This window comes from Streptomyces sp. DT190 (genome assembly GCF_049846985.1).
Taxonomy (GTDB): Bacteria; Actinomycetota; Actinomycetes; order Streptomycetales; family Streptomycetaceae; genus Streptomyces.
In genome coordinates this window covers 50,903-66,429 of sequence record NZ_JBNCNM010000030.1, presented here as the reverse complement: position 1 = coordinate 66,429, position 15,527 = coordinate 50,903, and the positions used below count along the sequence as shown (strand labels likewise).

The 15,527-nt window shown below is 68.0% G+C and carries 16 protein-coding genes; 3 read left to right on the top strand and 13 right to left on the bottom strand.

What is annotated here, in order from left to right; translation table 11 throughout:
* Positions 1–17: 17 nt before the first annotated feature.
* From ACPXCS_RS35690 to ACPXCS_RS35665, 6 genes are all read right to left on the bottom strand, one after another.
* The gene (locus ACPXCS_RS35690; protein WP_425823880.1) at positions 18–470 is read right to left on the bottom strand and encodes a hypothetical protein; all 453 of its coding nucleotides are present in this window, start codon (positions 468–470) and stop codon (positions 18–20) included.
* Positions 471–688: 218 nt separating this feature from the next.
* The gene (ligA, locus tag ACPXCS_RS35685) at positions 689–2,725 is read right to left on the bottom strand and encodes an NAD-dependent DNA ligase LigA (RefSeq protein ID WP_425823882.1); all 2,037 of its coding nucleotides are present in this window, start codon (positions 2,723–2,725) and stop codon (positions 689–691) included.
* Positions 2,726–3,591: 866 nt separating this feature from the next.
* Complete coding sequence (locus ACPXCS_RS35680) at positions 3,592–4,269, bottom strand: hypothetical protein (RefSeq protein WP_425823884.1); 678 nt, start codon at positions 4,267–4,269, stop codon at positions 3,592–3,594.
* Positions 4,270–4,598: 329 nt separating this feature from the next.
* Entirely contained in the window at positions 4,599–4,943 is a 345-nt protein-coding gene (locus tag ACPXCS_RS35675) for a hypothetical protein (RefSeq protein ID WP_425823886.1), read from the bottom strand.
* A 433-nt stretch (positions 4,944–5,376) separates the two neighbouring features.
* Positions 5,377–6,183, bottom strand: a complete 807-nt coding sequence (locus ACPXCS_RS35670; protein WP_425823888.1) for a hypothetical protein — start codon at positions 6,181–6,183, stop codon at positions 5,377–5,379.
* A 429-nt stretch (positions 6,184–6,612) separates the two neighbouring features.
* A complete protein-coding gene (locus ACPXCS_RS35665; RefSeq protein WP_425823890.1) occupies positions 6,613–6,984 on the bottom strand; it encodes a hypothetical protein in 372 nt (123 codons plus the stop codon).
* A 321-nt stretch (positions 6,985–7,305) separates the two neighbouring features.
* On the opposite strand from ACPXCS_RS35665, the gene ACPXCS_RS35660 reads away from it, so the two are divergent.
* From ACPXCS_RS35660 to ACPXCS_RS35650, 3 genes are all read left to right on the top strand, one after another.
* Positions 7,306–8,520, top strand: coding sequence for a recombinase family protein (locus tag ACPXCS_RS35660; RefSeq protein ID WP_425823892.1), 1,215 nt, complete (start codon positions 7,306–7,308; stop codon positions 8,518–8,520).
* Entirely contained in the window at positions 8,517–8,921 is a 405-nt protein-coding gene (locus tag ACPXCS_RS35655; RefSeq protein ID WP_425823894.1) for a hypothetical protein, read from the top strand. Before ACPXCS_RS35660 ends, ACPXCS_RS35655 begins: the two co-directional genes overlap by 4 nt.
* 76 nt (positions 8,922–8,997) lie before the next feature.
* Positions 8,998–9,171, top strand: a complete 174-nt coding sequence (locus ACPXCS_RS35650) for a hypothetical protein (RefSeq protein WP_425823896.1) — start codon at positions 8,998–9,000, stop codon at positions 9,169–9,171.
* Positions 9,172–9,305: 134 nt separating this feature from the next.
* Here the strand turns inward: ACPXCS_RS35650 and ACPXCS_RS35645 are convergent, their stop codons facing one another.
* The 7 genes from ACPXCS_RS35645 to ACPXCS_RS35615 form a co-directional block, all read right to left on the bottom strand.
* A complete protein-coding gene (locus ACPXCS_RS35645; protein WP_376620819.1) occupies positions 9,306–9,626 on the bottom strand; it encodes a hypothetical protein in 321 nt (106 codons plus the stop codon).
* Between the two features lie 368 nt (positions 9,627–9,994).
* Complete coding sequence (locus tag ACPXCS_RS35640) at positions 9,995–10,513, bottom strand: hypothetical protein (RefSeq protein ID WP_425823898.1); 519 nt, start codon at positions 10,511–10,513, stop codon at positions 9,995–9,997.
* A 316-nt stretch (positions 10,514–10,829) separates the two neighbouring features.
* The gene (locus ACPXCS_RS35635) at positions 10,830–11,837 is read right to left on the bottom strand and encodes a hypothetical protein (RefSeq protein WP_425823900.1); all 1,008 of its coding nucleotides are present in this window, start codon (positions 11,835–11,837) and stop codon (positions 10,830–10,832) included.
* A gap of 487 nt (positions 11,838–12,324) precedes the next feature.
* Positions 12,325–12,936: a TerD family protein gene (locus ACPXCS_RS35630; RefSeq protein WP_425823902.1), complete on the bottom strand. Its 612-nt coding sequence runs from the start codon at positions 12,934–12,936 to the stop codon at positions 12,325–12,327.
* Positions 12,937–13,218: 282 nt separating this feature from the next.
* Complete coding sequence (locus ACPXCS_RS35625; RefSeq protein WP_351867383.1) at positions 13,219–13,767, bottom strand: hypothetical protein; 549 nt, start codon at positions 13,765–13,767, stop codon at positions 13,219–13,221.
* A gap of 217 nt (positions 13,768–13,984) precedes the next feature.
* Positions 13,985–14,647: a hypothetical protein gene (locus tag ACPXCS_RS35620; RefSeq protein ID WP_413093081.1), complete on the bottom strand. Its 663-nt coding sequence runs from the start codon at positions 14,645–14,647 to the stop codon at positions 13,985–13,987.
* A 317-nt stretch (positions 14,648–14,964) separates the two neighbouring features.
* Positions 14,965–15,366 carry a hypothetical protein gene (locus tag ACPXCS_RS35615; RefSeq protein ID WP_425823904.1) on the bottom strand — a complete coding sequence of 134 codons (402 nt, stop codon included), beginning with the start codon at positions 15,364–15,366 and terminating at the stop codon, positions 14,965–14,967.
* Between the last annotated feature and the right edge of the window lie 161 nt (positions 15,367–15,527).

Below are 15,527 nucleotides of genomic sequence, written 5' to 3'. Positions count from 1 at the left end.
AGTGCGGCGACAGCCGGTCACATCCAGAACGGGATGAGCCGCTGGTGCTCATGGGCCTGAAGGAACCGGGTGATGACCGCGGCGGGATCTCGCCCGGGCACTTCGACATCCGGCAGCCCGAGCGCGGTGACCACCACGGCGCGCAGTGACGGGTCCAGGAGCGGCGCGTCCCAGAGAAGGCAGGTCACCGTCCGGGTGGAGGCGTGGACGTCTTCTTCGATGTCAGTGATCTGCGGGTCGATGGACCCAGGAATGGCGTACCGCTGCCCCAGGCAGACGCGGTCGGCGTCCTCGATCAGCCGCGCAACGGTCTCACGTGCTTCCCCCAGCTGCTCGTCCAGCGCGACCAGCCTCGTCCACATGTCGGGGCTGTCCGCTGGGACGCCGAAGAGGTCGGTGGCGCTCTGGCGGCCAGCCCTCCACAGGAAGAGCGCATCGTCCGGCAGGGGGTACAGATACGTGTGCTTCATGATCGTCTTTCTTGGTCGGAGTGTCTGGTCTCATCGGCGGTCGCGGACGCCCAGAGCCTCTTGTGCGCGCGGGCCTGCCGACGGGCACAGGAGCGGCCGTCGGGGGCTGCGGCGGCCGGCACGTCAGGCCCCGCCCGGTGCAGAGGGCCGGAACGGTAAGAAGACGCGGAGCCCGCCCTCAGTGAGAGCGGGCTCCGCTGGATGTACGACCGATCGGGTCAGCTGGTGAACTGAGCGACCAGGATCGCGAACGCCTCCTCGTTCATCACCTCGATCTTGTGCTTCTCGGCCTTGGCGAGCTTGCCTCCGGCCCGCTCCCCGACGACCAGCAGGTGGGTCTTGGAGGTCACGTCGCGGCCGGGCTTGCCGCCCGCGTCCTTGATCAGCTGGTTCATCGCGGCGCGGTCGTAGGCAGCGAGCGGCCCCGTCATCGTGCCGGTGACGACGACCGTCTTGCCCGTGAGCGGCCCGCTCACGGGGGCGGACTGAAGATCGGCCGCCAGCTTCACGCCTGCCGTGGCGAGCTTCTTGACCACCGCAGCGACCCGGGGGAGCTGCCGGGCGATCAGCTCGGCCTTCTTGACCCCGATGCCGTCCACCTCCATGAGCACCTGGGTGTCGGCCGTGACGAATGCGTCCATCGACCGGAAGTGAGCGGCGAGCCGCTCGGAGAGTTCCACTCCGGTACCCGCGATGCCCAGCGCTGCCAGCACCTTCTCCAGCGGGCGGTCCTTCGCCGCCGTGATCTGCTCCAGCAGGTTCGATGCCTCACCGCTGCCCCGGGTCGCCTCGGTGAGCTGATCCAGGGTGAGGTGGAACAGGTCGCCGACATCGCGCACCAGACCAGCCTCGACGAGGTTGCCGATCACCGCCGGGCCGAGACCGTCGATGTCGAACTGCTCGCGGCCTGCGGCGTACAGCAGGGCGGCGGGGAGTCCGCAGGAGCCGCCATTGTTCGCCGTCTCATCGCAGGTCCAGCGGCCCTTGTCGGTGTTGATCTTCCCGCCGCACACCGGGCAGGACGCGGGGAAGGTGATCGTCTCCTCGGTCCCGGTGCGCAGGTGGGTCACCGGCCCCACCACCTGCGGGATGATGTCGTTGGCCTTCCGGACGTAGACCGTATCTCCCTTCATGAGCCCAATTCGGGTGATTTCCGAGGGGTTGTGCAGGGTTGCGGATGTGACCATGCTGCCGTCGATCTCGATCTCCTCCAGCACGGCCCGGGGTGCGAGGATGCCGGTCTTGCCCACGGCCCAGACCACGTCGAGGAGCTTGGTCATTCGCTCCAGACTGGGCAGCTTGTAGGCGACGCTGTAGTGGGGGTGCCGCGAGCCGGTACCTGCGGTGGTCTGCTCGGTGCGGCTGTTCGCGCGGATGACCACGCCGTCGATGTCGAAGGGCAGGTTGGGGCGCATCACAGCGATCGCCGCGACCTGCTTCTGTACCTCGGCCATCGTCGCGACGACGTGGGCCTTCGGCGGGGTGGCCTCCGTGGTCTGTATGCCGGTGTCGGCGACCCACTTCATCAGGTCGGCGTGTGAGGTATGGGCGAACACCTCGCTGCCCGGCAGCTCGACGGCCTGGAAGGCGAAGAACGTCATCTCCAGGGTGTAGGCCCTGTTCCTCGCCCGGATGGTGCCAGCGGCGGCGTTGCGGGCGTTGGCGAACGCGTCCCCGCCGTGCTGGGCGCGCACCTCCTTGGCCCGTTCGAACTGCTTGTGGGTGAAGAGGACCTCTCCCCTGACCTCGAAGGTCAGCGGCCGGTTCAGCTGCTGGGGGAGACCGGCGATCGTGCCGATGGCATGGCTCCAGTCCTCGCCCTGACGGCCGTCGCCACGACCGACGAGCTTGACCAGGCGACCGCTCTGGTACCGCGCGGCGACCGCGAAGCCGTCCAGCTTCACGTCCACGACATAGCCGCCGGTGACCGGGCCGCCCAGACGCCGCTGGAGCGACGCCTCCCAGGCCAGCAGCTTGGCGGGCGTGTTCACCTTGTCCAGGGACTGCATGGGCACCGTGTGCGGGACCTCGCCCGCAGGGACCGCCCCGTCAGCGACCTTGCCGGAGGGGGAGTTCGCCGCCACGTCCTCCGGGTGGTTCTCCTCCCATGCGACCAGCTGGTCCCGCAGCCGGTCGAAGGTGGCGTCGTCCAGCGGGCTCTCGCCGGTCGCGTAGGCACGAGATGCCTTCTGGATGGTGGCCAGGGCCTGGCGGTAGGCGGCGGTGCTGCTGATCGTGGTCTCGATGACCGACATGGGCACGGACCTTTCTGGACGCGGTTCAGGACCCGTCCGGCAGTGCGGAGCCAGCGCCGCACAGACGATCCGTGCGGCGCTGGTGGGTGGGGTTGACGGGCTGAGCCTGCGCCCCGGAACCGCGATGGTCCTCACGCTCGCGAATTTCGGCTCGAAGGCCCGCACCGCCACGGTCCACACGCGGGTGCCGGCGTTCTCGCCGGCTTCAGACGGGACAGCGGGTCAACGGCCGGCCCGGCGCCGCGCGTCGCGGAGGATCTCGTCCCGCGCTGGATGCGCGTCCACCGCCGCCCGCAGCGCGGCCCACCAGGTGCTCGCATACCTTTCCCGCTCTGCGGCTTCCGCCAGGCGTTCTTCGGCCCTGGTCAGGCGGGAGGCGAGGGTTCTGCAGGTGCAGGCGGCGTCGGGGTCGTTGATCCGGGCTAGACACCCTGGCAGCAGGCACAGTGCCCCGTCCGGGTCGGTCCACCAGTAACAGCCCGGCGGAATCTGCTCAGCAGGAACAGCGATGGGCGCCTCTCGATCTCCGGGTCTTCTCATCGCAGTGGGGTGGCGGGGCTCAGGGCGGCAGCCAGTGTCGGTGGGAGCATGCTTGACCTTCCGTGTAGCAGAGGCTTTCGCCGGCCGACGGAGACCCATCGTGGACTCGGTAGCGGACAGTCCCGCTGCAGAGCCGATTCGTGGCGTCGAGGTTGTGGTCTGGGAGCGGTGTTCCCGCCCTACGCAAGGAACCGCAGCGCCGGGGTGGGGCCGGCCAGGAGCCCGTCACGTCCCAGGGTCGATCGACAAGAGCGTCATCCTCCGCCGCGCGGGCGCCGGGCCCTTGGCTGCTCCGACAGTCCGGGGCCCGGCACGGAGGGTGTGTTCTACATGGGCGTGCTGATCTCGTCGAAGAACGTGGCGGCGCGCTCCAGTACGTCCTTCTGGGTTTCGCTCAGCTCGTCGTTGACGTCGCCGTGCGTGCCGAACAGCTCCACGGCGGTGTGTGCGAGAGCGGCCAGGTCCCAGCCGTTGAACGTCTCCAGAAGCGACGCCAGAACGTCCTCTCCGCCCTGAGGACGGGAGGCCCGTGCGCGCGTGGCTTGGCGGGTGCAGGGTTGCCCGGTGCGGGCCTGGGCGCACTCCTCGGCATCCGTGTGCGGCAGGCAGTCGGTGCAGGCCAGGGTGAAGGAGTCACAGACCACGTGTTCACCGCTGCGGCGCGCGGAGTGCCGCCACTGCGGCAGATGGCAACGGGTGCACCGGCGCTGACAGAGGCGGCCAAGGCCATCTCGGAGCGCGGCGAGAACCTGGGCCATCTCGTCGATGCTCAGCTCGAAGAACCTCACGTCAGCTGTGCCGTCGTCCCGTATGACCAGCGAGTCCTCGTCTGAGGTGTCGGTGTACGAGCCCGGCGCGGCAGCTCGGGGCTCTTCGACATCACTGCCGTCGGCGTCGACCAGGACGAAGTGCTCACCGCCGTGCAGGGCGGAAACGGCCGCGCTCCACAGTTCCCAGTGCAGGCCGTGGGCGCGCAGGGTGGCCCGCTCGGAGTCGGTCGTCACGAACACGCTCCCGCAGCCGGCACGCTCGAACGACAGGCCGGGCTGCTCAGCCGGGCCGCCAGAGCGACTGACTTCAAGATCAGAAAAGGTGGCGGTCAGGTAGCGGGCGGCGTACTCCTCGGCCCGTGAGAGTGAAGCTGCCCATACCTGCCGTGCTGCGGTCTCCGGGCAGTGGGAAGCGAAGGGGATGGTGTGCGGCATTGTGGCTCCGGCTTGGTCGGGAAGTGGGACGCCGGAAGACTGCTGCCGGACCACGACGGACCCTCATCCGTCGCGAATCTCCGTGCCGGTTGCGCCAGGTACAGGAGGCTGATGGCCAGCCAACTGAACTACCTCGTGACCTGCCACTGATGGAGGAAGAACGGGTCCGAAGGAGTAGCGTCCCTCAGCGGATGACCATCGGCCGAGAGCTCGTCCCGGGAGACCAGCATCGGGACGGCGCGGGTGTCGCCACTGGACAAGTGAGGGCAGAACTCCAGCGCCAAGTCCTTGCACTTGGCGTGCAGCGCGGCTTGGAGCACCTGGCCCTCAGGGGTGGCCAGTACCCACGCCTCCTCGGGCAGCTCATCGCCGCACACCTGGCAGAGCCACCGGTTGTGCGCGAGGGCGCAGCGTGCCCCATCGAGGGCGAGCCAGAAGACGAAGTCCGCGGTCCGGGGAGCGACCCAGGGCACCGGCAGGCCCTTGTGGACCGGGCGTGGCAGCCCGGGCGGGTCCGAAGCAGCGAGCCCGGACTGTTGCAAAGCGCGCCAAATAGGGACTTCCATGCCCAGCGCTGAGCACTGGACGTTGCCGCAGACGAAGCGGCGGATCTCCACGTCGTACTGAAGCGGCTCGGCGCACTCTGCGCAGGGTGGTGCAGGGAAGCTCACAACCCCATCCTCTCCGAAGGAACCTACGGGCGTCCTCATGGGACCCGAGCGGGTCCATGGCTGACGATCACGGATTCTCGGATGGGACGTAGCAGACCCGTGAGTGCCTGCGAGTCCTGCGACGCCCGGCGAAGGCGGAGGGCGAAACCGCAGGGACACAGGCCCCTGGCCGTTGGACAGGCCGACGGCAGGGGTACACCGCCGCCCGCCTGGCGGTGACGGGCGGCAGAAGATCTCAGTCCAGGGTCTCCAGCCAGGCAATCAGCCCACGCTCGTACCGGCCATGGGCTGCGTCGGCGACGGCCCGTAGTGCGGCCAGACCCGGTACGTGGGCGTCCACGGCGTCGCGCATGAAGCCCGGCATTACGGCGGCAAGCTGCTCCTTGGTCCGGCCGGCTGCCAGCCCGGGGCCCCGCCGCTGGGCGCTGACGGCGAGCTCAGCGAGCTGCTCCGCAGTCATCGAGGTCTGCACCGTGCTGACCGTGCTGACCGTGTCGCCCGGGTCCTTGTTCAGAACCTCGAGTGCGTGCGCCTGCCACAGCGTGACGCCGTGGCCCCGGAACTGCACCTTGCCGGATTCCCACCCGCAGGCACAGAGCAGACGAGTGTCGTCGTCGCTGTGGTGGTGCCAGTCCGGGATGTGCCTGCCCGATGTCCAAAGGGCCTGCGCATGCTCGGGGCACGCGTGACCGCTCAGCGGCCGGTGCTGGAGCCAGCCATCACTTGACCGGTCCTCGCGTTCTGGAGGCGCACCGGAGAGGGAGGCGATCATGTCGAACTGGCGGAGGCAGCCAGGTACCAAACACGAGCGTAGGGACACTCCACTGCCCTCCCACTCCTGGTGAGCGAGCAGCATCTCCTGTGCGAGTACGTCAACGACTGCTGAAGCCACCATGTCGGCCTCCCCTCCCGATAGGCGGATCGGCTGCTGTGCCGAGGCCATCGCAAGAGCGTTGGGGCCGAGTCTGATGGTGATCGTACGGGCGGCTGCTGCGATGCGGGAGCGTAGCTCGTCGACGCGTTCCGGTTCGGTGGGAGGCATCTGGTCTCCATTCTGGGGCGGGGTGCATGGTGGCCGCTGAACCGGCCATGTCCTGCGGCGCTCGGTGGGGCGTCGGGTTCACGACTTGCCCGGGCCCTACAGCGGCCGGGGGCCGGTGGGAGTGGCGCGAGGTGGTCACCAGCCAGGTGGGGGCGGCGGCTCCCACATTGATGGGGGCTCCTCCTCGCGGGTGTAACTGGGATCGATGACGCCCAACGGGCAGTCAGGGTCGCAGTACTGACCGGCTGCGGCGCGGCAGTAGCTGCATTCCTCATCGAGGTGTAGGGCCGTCTCGGCATTGTCGAAGCGGCGTTCGGCGTAAGGCATGGGGTTGAGGCCTCCTGACCTCTCAGTGGCCCGGGCAGACAAGGCCGGTGCGGCGTCGCCGCTGTGTACTACGTCCGCAGGCACGACCCGGGCCGATACCGGTCAGGGCGGGGTGACGTCTGGCTGCGGATGGTCGGCGTCGGGATCCGAGCAGGCATGGACGGTGCACCAGTGGGCGCCGGCGAAGGTGACACCGCCGTGTGTGACGATCGCGGCGGCCGCCAGTCCCCTCGCGAGCGCGTTGAACGCTTCGGCTGCCGCCCCTCGCTTCGGAGAGTGGAACTGGAGAACGTCGCCCTTGGAGCCGACGACGCTGGCCGACTCGCTGGCGATGGCTACGAGCACGTCAGTGGGACGGTCGCGGAGCTCGGCGATATGGAGGGGCACTGCAAGCCGCAGCGTTTCGACGAGGGCGACGTTTCCCGCGGCGGCGTTCTGGGTCGACTCGGAGCGGCGGACGGGACGAATGGGCATCGGCTTCCTCGGGCTGGGGGCGTTGAGGAGGCCGATGCTGTGTTCAGGAGGCTGAATCCATCACACCGTCGCGAATTTTCTGACCGTCGGGTCGGCAGGCATCAACTGGTGCTGCAAGGGGCGAAGTTGGAAAACGTGGTTGTCAGTGGGGACCCATAGGGTCGAGGTACCGCGACTCTCTCCTGTCTTCCTCTCTTTGAGGGACAGCGATGAGCCTCATGCCGCGTCTGCGGTTTGACCCTCGGCCTGCCATTCGGAGCCCGGCCGCGGTCATTCGCCACGGCGAGGACACATCCGCTCTCTGAGCACCCAGGAAGGACCATGACTTTCCCCTTCGGACCGCCCATCGACCTCAGCGACCTGGCCAACTTCGTACAGGTGGATGCGCGCCCCCGCCGGTCGGCCTTCGTCGGCCGGGTCTCCACCAAGGACAACCAGAACCCCAGCAGCTCCATCCCCCGGCAGGTGGCCCTCGCCGCCCAATGCCTGGAAGAGGGAGAGGAGTTCGCGGCGTACTTCTGGGACGTCGAGTCCGGAATGCTCCCTACCGAGGCCCGGGGCCTCGCCCCCCAGGAGATGTACGACGCGTTGCGCGTCCCGACCCGCCGGGACGGTGGCCTCCAGGACCTTCTCGCCCACGCCGAGCCGATGGGCATCACCCACGTGCTGGCGGAGCGCGCCGACCGCGTCGCGCGGGCCATGCTGGCCAGTCTGACCGTGGAGCACGAGCTCCAGAAGTCCGGGATAGAGGTGGTGTACGCCAACGAACCGCAAGGCGGGACCGAGTCCGGTCGGCTGCGCACCCGCCGCTACGGACAGGTCGAGGCGGAGGTGTACCGGACGGTCATGCTGGAGATGTCCATGGGTGGGCAGTTCCAGCACGCCATCGGCGGGTGGAACCACGGGATACCGCCGTACCCCTACGTTGCGGTCGTCGACGAGAACGCACCGCCGCCGCCTCGGGGCCGGTTCGGCGAGGCGCGGCCGAAGAAGAAGCTCGCCCCGCACCCGGACGCGCGACGCTTCGACGCCTCTCGGGAGCTCTGCCGCCTTCGGCGGGAGGAGCACCTGAAGTCGGGGGACATCATCTCGATCCTGTCGGCCGATCCGGAGCGGTACCCGATCGAGGGCCGATGGACGCACAACCTTGTCGAGGGCCTGATCGCAAATCCGAAGCTCACCGGCTATCAGGTCTACAACAGGAAGGCGTCCCGGACCGGGCAGCCAGGCTTCTCCCGGTGGAATCCGATCTCGAAGTGGGTGTGGTCGCCGGGCCCTGTGCATGAGCCCGTGGTGAGTCTCGCGGAGTGGAAGCAGGCCCAGGAGGTGACCGCCGGGCTCCGGGCGGGTACGGAGGGCGGCCCGCTGCTGCGCATTCAGGCCGCCGCTCGTCGACAGGGCCTGACGGTCACGAAGGTCGACAGCACCAGCAGTCACACGCGGTACCGGATCGGCACCCGGCAGGTCGTCCTGCCCACCCCCATCCCGGATGCCGTCGCTCAGCAGATCATCGAGGACCTGGAGCGTGCGGCGTGAGCGAGGCCATCGAGTGCCAGGCCAGCCGGCGCGGCCGTCTATGGGTGGCGCACGAGCCCAAACACGGCGTCTACGGGAGCGGGCGGACGCTGCGGCTGGTCCGCGCGAGCGTTGAGGATGGTCTCGCGCTCGTAGGCGTGACCGCCGAGGTGAAAATCATCCCAGTGACGCCGGAACTCGAGGAACTGCGTGACGCTGAGGACGCCCGTATGACGGCCCTGGCCAAGGCCGTGGAGGCTCTGGCTCTGCGGCGGACATCCTTGAGCGACATCGCCCTGGCGACCGGAGCGTCCGTCAAACAGGTGAAGCTGGTCCTCGCCAGACCAGCCGAGGATCCGAGGACTCACGCGGATCCCACCTCCGTTCCGACGGGAATCCGCTCGCCGGCCGTCCTGCCGTGATGTGAGGAGAGCACGCCGTGGGCGATCGGTCCTTCCTTGAGTGCATGTTCGTCTCAGCGCTTCTACCGTTGGCCTCATGAATGGGAACGCCGAGCCGCTCGGGGATTCCGGGCCCTCGCTGAACGCCGTGGAAGTTGAGACCGCCGACGGAATATGGATGCTGATCTACGGCGACGGCCCCGACTTCCCCACCATGGACACCGCGTTCGTTCCAGCCCCGCTGGTTGAGCGACGCGGGGACATGACCTAGCGGCTGGCATCAGCAGCCGGCCAGCCGCACCGGACAGCGGAAACTGCACTCGCCTTCCATGACCGGCCGACCCGTCCTGGCCACAGCCCGCAGGGCCCAGGAGCACATCCTGGGCCCTGCCGGTGAATGACGGATCAGCACCCAGCTCGCAGCGGCGTGAAAGCGAGCTTGTCGCCCTCCGCAGCGGCGGCCGCCTTGGTGTACGTCGCGGAGTCCACCTCGTACCAGACGTCATCCCTGCCTGTGTTGCCGTCGACGTCGTCGAGTTCGACGCACCACCGCGCGTGCCGGACGACCCGGTCATAGGTCTCCGTGCCCTGCTGCACCTTCCGGCAGGTCCGGGTCGGTTCGGTCGTGTACCAGGTGCGCGTCTTCCCCTTGGTCGTAGAGGTGTGCTTGACCCGCTTGGTACCGGTAGTGCACTGCTCGACCATCCGGGGGCGAGTGTCGGTCACGGTCTTCTTCGTGACGATCCGAAGGTCATCGCGCGCACCGGAGACAGAGCCGTCCCCGGAGCCACCGCAGGCGCTGAGCGCGCAGGCGAGAAGGGCGACGCCGGCTGCCATGCGGACGGAATGAGACATCAGCTTCGACTTCCCGGTGGTAGCGGTAGAGGAACGGATTGATATGGGCACGAACAACTGCTCCTGTCTCCACAAGTGGTTGGGGGTGCGTTGCACTTGGCTGACGCTTACGGAGCAGAGAGTCCTCGACGAATACGTTGGGGCCGAGTTCTGGCGAATCTCCCTCGGTGCCTTGAGCTCGGAGCCCCGCCCCGGGCGGACAGGAACGCCTCGGAGCCCAGAACAAGCGTGGACCTTGCTCATGTGCACTGCCGAGCCGAGTTGCCCGGCACCCGGTTCTCGTCGGATGGAACGCTGGAGCTGCACCTTCCGCGGCTGGGGCTCACGGCGCCGCATCCGCAGGAGGGTGAGACCTCGTCCAGCGAGGGTGGGAAGAAGTTGGCCCAGGCCAGCATCGAGGCAGTCCACCGGCGCTCAAGTAGCGCTAAGGCTTCGCCCTTGGTAGCCGGGCGTCCTTCGTGCCTTCCGGCGACGACATACGCCAGCCCCTGGCGGGCGACATCCACGAGCATCTCGCGCTGTCGGCAGGACCGGCCAGGGGGAATGTCTGCGGCCAAGCTCAGACTTCGGTACCCCTCCATGAGGTAGGGGCGCTCTGCAACCTCACACGCGTCCAGCGCAGCCAGCAGGTCGTCGGCGAGCTGGTTGATGTGCATCGTGGTGAACGAGCCGGCGGCGCCCCCGGTGTGTGCCGCGCGAGAGTCGAAGACCAGGCAGGTCCGCTTCAGGAGATCGTTGAGTGCCTCAGCATCTGTCACGCCGGGGAACGTAGGCATGGAAGCGGACAGATGCGTCGCAGGGCTCTACCGGCTCTACCGCAGGCCTGCTGCTTGAACGTGCGCACCTCAGGCCTGCTTGTTCAACAGCAGTGTGCCGTCCGACGGGGAGGCACAAGCACGTCCCCCTCCAGAGCAGGCGACGGTGATGAAGCGGCCAGACCTGCGCCGATTTCCCTGGCCCGTGACCACCGCGGCTGGTTCCAGACACTCTGAGCTCCTTGACGGCCATGCTCGGGTGGACGCCCGAGCGCCGCGGGCCGCTGCACTCAAGGTGCTCCCGGGCTATCGACGCCTCCTATGACCTGAGTTCGGCGCGTCGTCGCTGGATTTCCTCGCGGTCCTCGGGCGTCTGGTAGGGGAAGCCGTTGGTGTACCAGTCGGGATCTGCCGCCATGCACGCCTTACAGATTCCGCCCAGCCCCGGATGGGCGTGGTCGACTCCCTGGGCGTCAGCCAGCGTCAGGAACTCCTCCCACCAAACGGGTTCGAGCAGGTTCGAGACCTCGTGGACGAACCGCGAGAGCTCAAGCCCCAGGTACATGCCGCTCCAGTCGACCTTGGTTCGCCCGTGGATTCTGCCGTGTGCCGGGTGCCGAACCCTGCGGGCCGCGGCGGGGTCGCTTTCAGGGATGGGGTGTCCCAAGAAGAGCTGTCCAGCGGTCCGGGCGGGGCTGCCTGCCGCGAGGGCGTCGACGAACGCCTGGACGTTGTCGAAGAGCGCCAGGCGGGCCAGCGCCCAGTAGGTGTCGGGGTAGCCCTCGGTCAGGAGCAGGCGTCCCAGCTCTTCTTCGCTGTGCGACGGGCCGTTACGCACGCTGGTGACCAGCAGCCGGAACGCGTCGTCGCAGAAGAACCAGCGGTCCAGGACACCCTCGTCGGAGTCAGTGGTGGTTCCGCAGATCAACTCGCCGGGCACCGGCAACCGTGGGCAGTACGGGGCGTTGCGGCGAGATTCGAAATCGAGCGTCGCATCATGGATGAAATCGAGCTCGCGAAATGCGTCGTAGGTGAAGCTGACACCCTCCTTGGTGGTCGCGGTGAACTGCTTCCAAACGATGCGGGCGTCTTCCCGCAGGTGCGCGGGGACGTCGTGCAAAGTCCGAAAGTCCGCGCTGCCTGGGACCTCATCACGCCGGTAGACGCCGTTGTACAGCTTCTCACCGTTGGCGTAGGTGCCAATCGGGGGTTTGCGCAGTTCGATGTAGAGGACGTCTTCAGGTTGCCGGGCCACCACCTCGCTGACCGTGAAGAACGAGAGGTGCTTCCACAGCTCGCGGAGGCGTTCGGTGGCACAGGCGCTCATCAGATACTCCCTGAGTCTTCAGCGGGGTGGGTGAGAGGTGTGGTGGTTGGGCTCTGCGTCGGTCCTTCAATGGCTGCTGTGCCTTCGTGTAGATCTGTGCGCGCTCCCTGTCGTAGTTCGACAGCCTGAATCTGGTCTGCGGGGTATCCACTGACGCGCTTGATCCCCCTATTGGCGAGGATGGCTCGCGCACGCGATTCGGTGACACTCCAGTGCGCGGCGGCCTGGGCGACCGTCCACAAAACGCTCTCGCCGGGCCCGTCACTCATTCGGTCCTCCCTGATCCTGAAGCGAAACCTACGAGCAAAGTGCTCGCAGGTCAATCTTCGGTGTGGAGTTCCCCGCCGCAGCCCGGCATCTCTCATCGGCCTGTCGGCTTACGCAGCGGTCCTCGTCCATCCCGTCCGCGTGGGCCGCCGGGAGGCATGACACGGACGGGTGCAGGCGAGCAGCGTGCTCTGGGCCTTCAGGGGCCGCCGAGGGGACGCTACTTGTACGCGTTGCGCGGCCCCGCGTCCATGTCGATGGCCACCACCTCGGCCTTCTTCATCAGACCCTGGCGCACGAGGCTGACGAGCGGCCGGTTCTCGGACCTCGGCTTGGAGTAGTGCTCCAGGGCGTGGACGTTCACCCCGTCCGGGGTGTTCTCCAGCATGCCCGGCACGCACGTGTAGATGCGGCTGTTGTTGTTGGCGTTCTCCGCCGTGATGACGACCCGGTCGCCGAGGCCGTTGTCGAGTTCCATGGAGACGCGGTACTCGAAGAAGGACCCGGTGCCGTTCGACTGAGCGGAGTAGGCGACTGGGATCACGGCGCGTATCGAGTCGTCCAGGGCGATCTCGATGATCTCCTCGGCAACTCCGACCGTCTGGCGGCCGACGTCGCCGAGATGCTTCACCGCCCCGTCGGCTGTGGCGAGCTGGGCGGGCACTCCCTCCGCGGGGAAGGTAGCGACCGTCTCGACTCGGCCGTCGGCGTAGACGACGAGGGCGTACAGGTCGTAGTCGGTTCGGCTGTCCCACCAGCACCGCACCCGGATGCTGGAGGACTTGGTCATGCGGGCGGGCGCTGAGCCCTTGGTCATGTTGATGGTGCTCACTGCTGGTGGCGCTCCTTATCGCGTCGTCTTTGGACGTCGCCAAGGTGAGGCCGTTGATCGCCAAAGCCCTTCTCCACGCGAATTCGCGTTGGCGCGGTCCACCACCGGCAGGGCGCGCACGTGGTGCTGCGGACCCTGCCGGCGGACAGGCGGTCAGCGGTGGAGGCGGTCGAAGGCCCTCGGCGTCCGCAGGGGCGGGTGCCCGGACGTGCCACCGATTGGTGGCTGGTCTGTGCGGCGTCAGTCGGCCGACACCCGCGGAGCCGTAGGACCGTCAGCTGGTCAGACCGTCGGCGAGGCGCTGTAGTCGTAGTTCAGGTAGCCCTTGCCGTCGTTGCGCCATTCGAGCTTCAGCTGCCCGTCGACGTACGCCTTCGCGCTCCCGACCGGGTAGCTGATCGTCGGGGTGGTGTAGCTGTTGTTGTAGTTGCCCCAGTAGTCGGAGTTCTCCAGCTTGGCTTCGATCCCGTAGTAGTTGCCGCTGCGGACAACCGGATCGGTGCCGGCGACGGACTTGGCTATCCAGATCCGCAGGTATGCGCCGTTGAAGATCGACGTGTCGTCGACCTCTCCGACGGGGCCGTCCCAGGAGGCCTTCGCGTAGCTGTACACCGTCGAGCCGGAGCGGGCGGAGCAGAGACTGATCTTGATGTCCCAGTTGTCCGCCCACGGGCCGGAGTAGGCCGGGTTGTCGATGGACTTCGTGCTGGTGGTGCACTTGTAGGAGAGCGCCGACGCCGGAGAAGCGGCGAGAAGCGAGGTGCCGGCGAGTGCGGCGAACGTGAGCGCGGCGGCGGTCCCACGGCGGGCGTTCGAGGAGAGGTTGCGCAACTGAAGTCAGCTCCAGAGTGATGTAAGCCGCATACCGGGCGGCGGTGGGTGTGACGAGTCATGCCGACCTGCGCACGGCAGTCAGCGGGGTGGGGGAGAAGGGGTGTCTGGCCTGCTGGTCGGAGTCCTGGCATCGGCAGGCACGCTGGTCTGGCGACGGATGGGCGCCGCCGCTACAGCGCTGTGGCTGACGTGTCAGCCGTTCCGGACAGAGCTGTCAGACGGCACTGGTGGGCTGGGGCCACCGGTACAGGTGCATGAGCTGCTCCAGGACCGGGGACGAACCGATCCCCAGAAGGACGCAGGCTTCCAGTCCATCCGTGAAGGATGCTCCCGGATGGTTCGTTGCCTTTTCCAGGCGCTGCTGCGTGGTAACTCCGATCAGGCCGCCGCCGACGATGTACTGCCAGAGCTCGGCGTACTGGTCCGCGAGCAGCACCAGGTCCGCCGATCCCCTGGCCGGGTGGGGCCCGGGGAACCCGAGCTTCAGCTTGACCAGCGGACTGGTGCCGCTCATCCCCGACCAGGAGGTGGCCACCGGCATACGCTCGTGCAGAGCGACCGACCCCATCTCGTCCAGTAGCTCGAAAGCGGTCCGAAGCTGCGGTGCCGGCCCGAACGTGCGCTCGTCGTCATGGACGTAGACAACGAACACCGGGCTCAGACCGGGCCCATCGCCCTCGGGGAACATCACCCCGGCGCCGTCCGCGAACACGCCGCCGGCCAGGAAATCCTGGCGCTGCCGCTCCTCGTCGGCGGGCGAGAACACGGCCGCCCGGGCGATCCGACCCGCTGGAGCCTGAAAGGACGGCCCCGGTTCCTGACCCCTGCGGTTCCTGCGCGCCGCACGCTCGGCACGGCGTCGCTCCTCACGGTTCACTGACTTCTCCGTTCGTCGTCTGTCAGCACGCAAGGTCTCAGCCGATGCGGACACGGCATCAGACGTCGTTCACGCAGCGGTCAGGACAGCTCGGTCGCGGGCGCGCCACGTTTGATGGCTGGCGCCCGGTGCCCGGGAGGCACCGATGGCGGACGGCAAGCCGATCCGTCTGCTCGGGAGGGTTACCGGCACGGGCCCGTCGCGTCGGTCCTGCGGCGGCCAGTCCGCGGCGACCTGAATCGACAGCGGCTGCTGCCCGGCGCTTTCGTCATGAGACGGCAGGAGCCGGCGTGCCACGGACTCGTGGTGCTTGGGGTTCAGCAGAAGACGGCGGGGACGTCCTCTTCGGCGCAGAGCGTGAGGAGGTCGACGAACTCTCGCCCGACGCGCCCGTTGTAGCCGTCCGGCCCCCACAGGAGGCCATCGGGGTCACTGCGGCCGAGTTCGGCGAGTGCTTCGCCCAGTGCCGGGGCAAGCTCGCGCGCCTGCTCGGGCGTCAGCTCACCGCGGTCGTCGTCGTGGTCCAGGAGGTGACGCAGGGGACTGGTCACGCTGCTCCATCGACGGCCGCCGCCGTAGCCGTGCATCTGAGAGAGGTTGATGCCGATGTGGCTGGCGATCCCGCGGCGGAAGAGACTGAAGCCCGTGTACGACCACTGCGGCAACGGATCACTGGGCAGCGGGCCGTTCGGTCGACCTGCTCGGATGGAAAGCCCCACGTCGTTCTCCTAGTCGTCCGGTGTGAGAGGAAGCAGGGGCGATGGTGCGGGTGTGGGGGGGACGGCACGGCAGCGACAGCGAATCTGAAGGCGTGGCCCTCTCGTGGTCCCGTGTCGTCGACCATGACGCGCAGGACAGCCGCCCCGCAGATCAGGGACGG

What these genes read in the sequence shown, in the direction of transcription:
- ACPXCS_RS35665 (WP_425823890.1), bottom strand. Translation starts at nt 6,984, where the DNA reads ATGCCCATTCGTCCCGTCCGCCGCTCCGAGTCGACCCAGAACGCCGCC.
- ACPXCS_RS35670 (WP_425823888.1), bottom strand. Translation starts at nt 6,183, where the DNA reads ATGCCTCCCACCGAACCGGAACGCGTCGACGAGCTACGCTCCCGCATC.
- ligA (WP_425823882.1), bottom strand. Translation starts at nt 2,725, where the DNA reads ATGTCGGTCATCGAGACCACGATCAGCAGCACCGCCGCCTACCGCCAG.
- ACPXCS_RS35660 (WP_425823892.1), top strand. Translation starts at nt 7,306, where the DNA reads ATGACTTTCCCCTTCGGACCGCCCATCGACCTCAGCGACCTGGCCAAC.
- ACPXCS_RS35650 (WP_425823896.1), top strand. Translation starts at nt 8,998, where the DNA reads ATGAATGGGAACGCCGAGCCGCTCGGGGATTCCGGGCCCTCGCTGAAC.
- ACPXCS_RS35635 (WP_425823900.1), bottom strand. Translation starts at nt 11,837, where the DNA reads ATGAGCGCCTGTGCCACCGAACGCCTCCGCGAGCTGTGGAAGCACCTC.
- ACPXCS_RS35690 (WP_425823880.1), bottom strand. Translation starts at nt 470, where the DNA reads ATGAAGCACACGTATCTGTACCCCCTGCCGGACGATGCGCTCTTCCTG.